Source organism: Dyella sp. 01L423, assembly GCF_056399945.1.
The window spans coordinates 164,021-170,020 of sequence record NZ_JBFTSI010000009.1 but is presented as its reverse complement, the minus strand read 5'-3'; the positions used below and the strand labels follow the sequence as shown (position 1 = coordinate 170,020).

The window sequence follows — 6,000 nt, the reverse complement described above, 5'->3', positions numbered from 1 at the left end:
CTTTTCTTTACTCCGGGCATCCTGCCCTCCGCCCTTCGGGCCGGCTTCGCCGTTCACACGCGCTCCTGCGCGTGCGTGGGCAAGCAAAGAAAAGTGACCCGGCCTCCGGCAGGAGGACGGAAGCCCGCGGCAGGCGAGCCAGGTCGCGATATCGCGACAATCAAAAGCCGATGCGATCGGGCCCCGTCTTGCGCCAGGACGACGAGCAAAGAGTGAGGCTAGATTGGCCCCTCACCCCAGCCCTCTCCCCGAAGGCGAGAGGGAGAAGTGCAAGACCTCGCGAAGAACCAATACTCACCCCGGCAACAACTGAAACGGCCTCATCATCTCGTTGTCTTCATGCTCCAACAGATGGCAATGCCACACATATCGCCCAGGCTCACCCTCGAACCTCGCGATAATCCGCGTCACCATCCCCGGATCCGCACGCACCGTATCCTTCCACCCCATCTCCTCAGGCGAAGGCGGTATCGCCGGCCCCGTGTACTTGAGCGTCTTGCTCTCGTTCCACGCGAACAAATCAAACGGCCGGCGCTCCAACACCTGAAAACGCACCAGATGCAGATGCATGGGATGCGCATCGCCGGTGAGGTTCACCATGCTCCAGATTTCGGTGGTGTTCTGTCGCGGGTCTTCCGTAATGGGAGCGGACCAGTGCTTGCCGTTGAGCATCATCATCATCGCGCTGCCGCCTGCGTCGTCCTGTTCGCCCAACGTCAGCACGCGATCGCGCACCGCACTGGCAGCGGCAAGTCGCTCGATGCTGCGTAACGTGGTCGGCATCACGCTGGTGTCGCGGCGCCCCATGTCGCGCACGCGAAACTCCATGATCGCCTCAGCCTGCTGGCGCAGCTGTACTTGCTTGCCATCCATGCCGGAAAAGTCGATCACGACATCCGCGCGTTCTGCCGGATACAACGTGACGCGCTGACGCGACACGGGCGCTGCCAACAGGCCCTGATCGCTGGCGATCTGCGTAAACGACAGTCCAGCGGACAATGACATCTCATAGAAGCGGGTGTTGGCCGCGTTGACGAGCCGCAACCGGTAGCGGCGCGGCTCCACCTCGAAGAAGGGATACAACTTGCCATTGCACAGAATGGCGTTGCCATTGCACTCGGACACCCATGGCGCGTCCGGATCATCGGAAACGGGATAATAGAGCTGGCCATCCTTCGCGATGAGTCGGTCGCACAGGATCAGCGGCAGATCGCATTCGCCACTGGGGAGTTGAAGCGACGCCTCCGCATCGTCTTCGATGAGATACGCGCCGAGCAGGCCGGCATAAATGTTGAGCCGCGTGATGCCCATCGCGTGATCGTGGTACCAGAGCGTGGCGCCATCCTGGGCGTTGGGATAGTGCGACACGCTTGAATGACCGGGTACGACCCATTCTTCGGGATAACCGTCGCTCGATGGCGGAACACGCGCGCCGTGCACGTGCGTCACGGTGCGCACCTGCGGCTTGTCGCGCTCGGCGCCGTGAATATGGTGGTCGATCGGGAGGAAATGCTTTTCGGGCAGCGCATTGGCCCATTCAATCAACAAGGGCTCGTTTCGCCTGGCGAGCAAGGTCGGCCCCGGAAAGGAACCTGCGTAGCCCCACATCGGTGTCGGTGGCAGATCGCGATGCAGCTGCGTCTTGAACGCGCGCATCTCCATCCGATAGAACGGCAGTTGCTTGCCGGGATAAGCGGGATGCGCCCGTTGCCCCACCGGCTTGGCGACCGCGGGCAACGGCAAGGGATCGACGAAGCGCGCCAGGGTCACCGGGTTCACCAGCGGCACCTTGGGCGCCGCGAGCTGCGGCGTGGCCATGCGCGCCATCTTCTCGTCGCCGATGGCGGGCGAGGACCAGGCGAGCAAACCCAGTTCGGCAGCCGTGGCGGCGCCGACCATATCGACCATGCCGCGCAGAAACTGCCGGCGCGAGTGGTTCATGCGAGTCATCGGGCCACCCTAGGCAGCCCGGATGACAGTCACATGGCAAAGCGTGAAACCAGGTTCACGTGACGCGTATCCACGCGCCAAGTGAGACGGATTACTCCGCTGACGCGGGCACGCCTTGACCCGTGGTGGGCGCCTGCTGGCCGGCCACGGCAGCCTCGTCGCTGGCCTTTTCCAGTCCAGCCTTGTCGATCGGCGTGGCCAGCATGCGGGCGCGACGCCAGCCGCCCCACTTGTAGTAGCCCATCGCCATCAGCATCGAGGCGAGCGAGCCCAGCGGGAAACTCCACCAGATCGAATCGGCGCCAAGCCGCGGCGCCAGCGCCAGTGCAAACGGCGGACGGAACAACCACATCGAAATAAACAGGATCACCAGCGGCGGCACCACGGCGCCGGTGGAGCGCACCACGCCGAACAGCACGAAGGTCACGCCGAAGAACATGAACGACCACACCGCGATGCTGTTGAGGTGTTGCGCGAGCGCCAGCGCCTCACCATCGTTGGGCAGGAACATGCCAAGCGCGGCGTGGTTGAACAGATAGATCAGCGCGATCAGCATGCCGCTCAACAGGAAGTTGTAGAGCACGCCCACCTTGGTGATGCGGCTCACGCGGTCCCACAGTTTCGCACCCACATTCTGCGCCGCCATCGACGACACTGCCGCGCCAATCGCCATGGCCGGCATCTGCACATAAGTCCACAACTGCGTGGCCGCGCCGTACGCGGCGGTGGTCTTGGAGCCGTAGTTGTTCACCATGTGGATCATGATCATCGCGGAGCTGGAGATCACGATCATCTGCAGGCCCATCGGCAGGCCCTTGAACACCAGCGAACGCAGGATCTCCATATCGGGCTTGAGATAGCCCAGCTCGCTGCCCGTGAGGCGCAGGAAATGTTTGCGCCGGTAGAGCGTGACCAGCAACGCTATCAGCGCCACCGACTGCGCGATCAGCGTGGAGGTGGCCGAACCGGCAATGCCCATGCGCGGAAACGGCCCCACGCCAAAGATCAGCAGCGGGTTGAGCACGATATCCATCACCACCGACAAGGCCATGAAGAAGAACGGCGTGCGCGAGTCGCCCGCGCCGCGCAGCGTCATCATCAGGAAGGCGTAAAAGTACATCGACGGCACGGCGATGAAGATGATGCGCAGATACGGCACCGCGAACGCCTGCGCGTCGAGCGGTGTATTGAGCGCGTTGAGCATCCACGGCGTGCCGTAGTAGCCGGCGATGGCCACGATGATCGAGACCGAGACGAAGAACGTCACGCCAGTGCCGACCACACGCTTGGCCTCCAGCATGTTGCGCGCGCCCAGGCTCTGCCCGATCAGGATGGTGCAAGCCATGCTGAGGCCGAACACCGCACCCAGCAGCAGGAACAGGATCAGGTTCGCGTTGCTCACCGCGGTGAGCGCGGCCTCGCCCAGGTAGTGGCCGATCCACATCGCATTGACGGAGCCATTGAGCGACTGCAGCACCGTGCTGCCCAAGATGGGCAACGCGAACATCAGCAGGGTCTTGGCGATCGGTCCTTCGGTAAGCAGGGGCTGCCTTGCAGCAAGAGATGACATCGAATCATTCCGCGATGGGGAAGGGGGAGATCAGTCGGCGACGCTGGCTTGCCATGCACGCGCGGCCAGACGCCGCACATGCTCGCGCACATCGGCGGGCCATGCATCCGTCACCTGGATGAAACGCTCGCGCTCCTTTCGCCAGAATGCGCGCGACGCTTCTTCATAACCCGGGAGATTACCTGCCATCGCGCTCATGAAGCGATCGACCGCTTCACCCGCCAAACGCGCCGCATCGCGCTCAACATGAGTGCGACGTGCCTCTTCGACCAGCCGCCGCAAGCTGGCCGATGCACCGCCTGGCTGGCTGGCCAGCCAATCCCAATGGCGAGGCAGCAAGGTGACCTCGCGCGCGACCACGCCCAGCTTCGGGCGACCCGGGCCGCGGGGCGCAAGTTCGTCGTCCTGCGACGAAGCGGGGAGGCGGGCGACTACGTCGGCAAGCGTGCCGCGCAGGTCGAGTTCCAGCGGGCGACCGTCGCGCTCATCGAAGATCAGCACCGGTCCCTCGACGCCGGCATCGACCGCCCGCTTGGTCGCTACGGCGACGTCCGGCAGCGAGCCCGCGGCAATACGCCGGTGGCCATCGAAAGCGATGCAGGAAGCAAGATCAGCCATGGTTTTGTCCGGGTATAAAGTGAAGACGGATATTGCCCGGGTAATAAATAAAGATCAACACCTGGGCGGCTGAGCCGGGCGCTGCGCGGTAAAATTTTTCCACACTCCCGCCGCGCCTTTCCCATGGTCATCCATCCCCCGCATCGCTCGCTTCGATTGATGCTGTTCACCCTGCGCGGATCGATCATTCCGGTGATCTGGAAGCGTGTGCTGGGCATGGTGCTGCTGGCCGTCGCGGTGGTGCTGCTGGAACAACATCTGCCGCATACCGGGATCGAACTTGGCGCCATCCCGCTGACCCTGATGGGGCTGACGCTGGCGATCTTCCTGGGCTTTCGCAACACGGTGGCCTACGAGCGCTGGTGGGAGGCGCGCACGCTTTGGGGCGAGCTGCTGATCGTGGTGCGCAACCTTGCCCGCCAGACGGTAAGCCTGCCCAAGGGCCTCTCGGCGCCGGAGCGCGAACGCATGGTGCACCGGCTGATCGCCTTTGCTCACGCGCTGCGCCACCATCTGCGCGGCACCGCGCCGGGCGAGGAGGTGTCGCGCTGGCTGACGGGGACGGAGGCCGCAGCCCTGGTCGATCGACCCAATCCGCCGAACGTGCTGCTGGCCCTGATCAGCCAGGGGTACGCGCAGTTGCATCGCGAGCAGCGCCTCGATCCGATCTTGTTGGCCAATATCGATGCGCAGGTGACGCGCCTGTCCTATGTGCTGGGCGGCTGCGAGCGCATCCAGGGCACGCCCATCCCGTTCGCCTACATCCTGCTGCTGCATCGCACGGTCTACATGTACTGCCTGCTGCTGCCGTTCTGCCTGATCGGCAGCGTGGGCTGGGTGACGCCGTTGATGGTGGGCGTGCTCTCGTACACCTTCTTTGGACTCGATGCGCTGGGTGACCAGATCGAGAACCCCTTCGACCGCCTGCCCAACGACCTGGCGCTGGACGCCCTGTGCCGCACGGTCGAAATCGGTCTGGGCGAATTGCTGGGCCAGCGCGATCTGCCGCCACCGCTGCGGCCGGTGGATGGCGTCCTGCTTTAAGCCACCAGGACCGGCCGCGAGGCCCAACCCCTACCTTCGTATCGCCGTAGTTTTACGGTGTTCTCCGCGTGCGCTTCACGCCGCTTGAGACAAGCTGATCCCGTGACCGGCAAGGAGGCCGGCCACTCGTGCCGCCCAGGCAACGCTGTGTTGTCTCGATTCGACCTATTTCCAATACCGGTCGGTCCAATAAGTTATTAAACTTAGCGGTGCACAAATCCCCTCCCCCCAAAGTCAAAGAAGAAAGACCATGCGACATCCCCTCCTGCGCAGTGCGGTTGCGCTGGCCCTGATGGGCATTTCCGCTACAACCCTCGCCGACCCCCGTATCGAAATCAGCGGCGGTCGAAGCTACTCAGACAGTTACTGGACCAATACGGCGTGGATCGAAAGCATCTGGGGCGAACACGCCTTCGGAAGCAGCCAATTTTCGTGGGCGCCCGCCGCCTCCCTGGGCTTCATCAATGGACGCAACGTGTCGAAGTACGGCAACGCCGTCTCCGATGACGTGTGGCTGCTCGGCGGCGGCGTGCGCATGCGCTACGGCAACGGCGACGACTGGTACCACCACCTGTTCTGGACCTCGGAAATCGCCGCCCAAGGCGGGCGCACGCTAGCCCTGAGCAGCGGCGGCGAATTCGTCAACTCCGTGGGCTGGCAAGCCGACCACTGGACCTTCCAGATCCGCCATGTTTCCAATGCGGGCGTCAAAGGCTCCAACCGCGGCGAAACGATGGCGCTGGTGGGTGTGGCGTTTAATCCTTGATGGAGTGAAACAACAACGGCCCGCATGGGCCGTTGTTGTTTGGACGGCTGGA

Annotated in this window: 5 protein-coding genes; 2 read left to right on the top strand and 3 right to left on the bottom strand. The window is 63.6% G+C overall.

Translation table 11 applies throughout. The features are described 5' to 3' along the window. Nucleotides 1-294 precede the first annotated feature (294 nt). From AC1DMY_RS19970 to AC1DMY_RS19960, 3 genes are all read right to left on the bottom strand, one after another. Nucleotides 295-1,941: a multicopper oxidase family protein gene (locus AC1DMY_RS19970; RefSeq protein WP_477166596.1), complete on the bottom strand. Its 1,647-nt coding sequence runs from the start codon at nt 1,939-1,941 to the stop codon at nt 295-297. 100 nt (nt 1,942-2,041) lie between these two features. Continuing rightward, nucleotides 2,042-3,520: an MATE family efflux transporter gene (locus AC1DMY_RS19965; RefSeq protein ID WP_477166595.1), complete on the bottom strand. Its 1,479-nt coding sequence runs from the start codon at nt 3,518-3,520 to the stop codon at nt 2,042-2,044. Between the two features lie 30 nt (nt 3,521-3,550). Beyond that, nucleotides 3,551-4,138: a DUF2239 family protein gene (locus tag AC1DMY_RS19960; protein ID WP_477166594.1), complete on the bottom strand. Its 588-nt coding sequence runs from the start codon at nt 4,136-4,138 to the stop codon at nt 3,551-3,553. A gap of 123 nt (nt 4,139-4,261) precedes the next feature. Here AC1DMY_RS19960 and AC1DMY_RS19955 point away from each other — a divergent pair, with 123 nt between their 5' ends. Next, entirely contained in the window at nt 4,262-5,182 is a 921-nt protein-coding gene (locus AC1DMY_RS19955; RefSeq protein ID WP_477166593.1) for a bestrophin family protein, read from the top strand. Nucleotides 5,183-5,432: 250 nt separating this feature from the next. Then, the gene (locus tag AC1DMY_RS19950; RefSeq protein ID WP_477166592.1) at nt 5,433-5,948 is read left to right on the top strand and encodes a lipid A 3-O-deacylase; all 516 of its coding nucleotides are present in this window, start codon (nt 5,433-5,435) and stop codon (nt 5,946-5,948) included. Nucleotides 5,949-6,000 lie beyond the last annotated feature (52 nt).